Origin of the sequence: Photorhabdus sp. RM323S, assembly GCF_042879375.1 — a bacterium.
Classification (GTDB): Bacteria; Pseudomonadota; Gammaproteobacteria; order Enterobacterales; family Enterobacteriaceae; genus Photorhabdus; species Photorhabdus tasmaniensis.
Genome location: NZ_JBHFKZ010000186.1, coordinates 1 through 618 on the forward strand (window position 1 = coordinate 1; position 618 = coordinate 618).

Here is a 618-nt window from a genome sequence, read left to right on the forward strand (position 1 = left end):
CACTTTGCACCCCCAGGGAGAACACAGCAGCCAGTAACAGAGACCTTTTATCCGCCAACTGATGCACGATACTGACGCGGCACTGGCCACAATCTGGGCCGTATTCACACTGGCAACGGCCACAGGTGCCAGAACAACCGTTAGCAGCAGGACCATGCCGAACTTTTTCAGCCGGGAATGCCATGTTAATGATGGTAAATCCGAAGATTTCATGGCGGGTTTTCCTGCTGATAGGTATCCCAAAGTAACCAGGCCTGTTTCATGTCTGACGTACCGTACACAACATAATTATCATCAAAAACCACTGCCGGGAACTTCTCAAGACCCAAAGTCCAGGCATTCAGTAACCCCTGGTAAGCCTGACTGATATGCTGCTCCTGTTGATGCCACAATGGAGACTGTAAAATCTGGCGGGCCTGCTTGACTGCCCGTGGAGGATCAGCCGATAACTGACCAAACCGTTGTGCTTGCAGCTGTTCGGCCCCATCGAGGTACACAACCCGGACACGTTGATCAGCATTGCGCGGCGGATGGCTGGTGTCGGTATATATCACTGTGCTGGCAAACACGGATACCGGCATTAACAACGGGAAAAGCGGCCAAAATACCCTGATATTC

1 protein-coding gene and 1 pseudogene are annotated in these 618 nt (G+C 51.9%); both read right to left on the bottom strand.

Annotation, left to right across the window (positions count from 1 at the left end):
• A pseudogene (locus ACGF7G_RS22585) lies at positions 1 to 156 on the bottom strand (TIGR03756 family integrating conjugative element protein); the annotation flags it as partial.
• 53 nt (positions 157 to 209) lie between these two features.
• Positions 210 to 581 carry a TIGR03757 family integrating conjugative element protein gene (locus ACGF7G_RS22590; protein WP_387468527.1) on the bottom strand — a complete coding sequence of 124 codons (372 nt, stop codon included), beginning with the start codon at positions 579 to 581 and terminating at the stop codon, positions 210 to 212.
• Positions 582 to 618 lie beyond the last annotated feature (37 nt).

Bases quoted from the DNA above. Each gene is read 5' to 3' on its own strand.
- ACGF7G_RS22590 (WP_387468527.1), bottom strand. From the start codon at position 581: ATGCCGGTATCCGTGTTTGCCAGCACAGTGATATATACCGACACCAGC.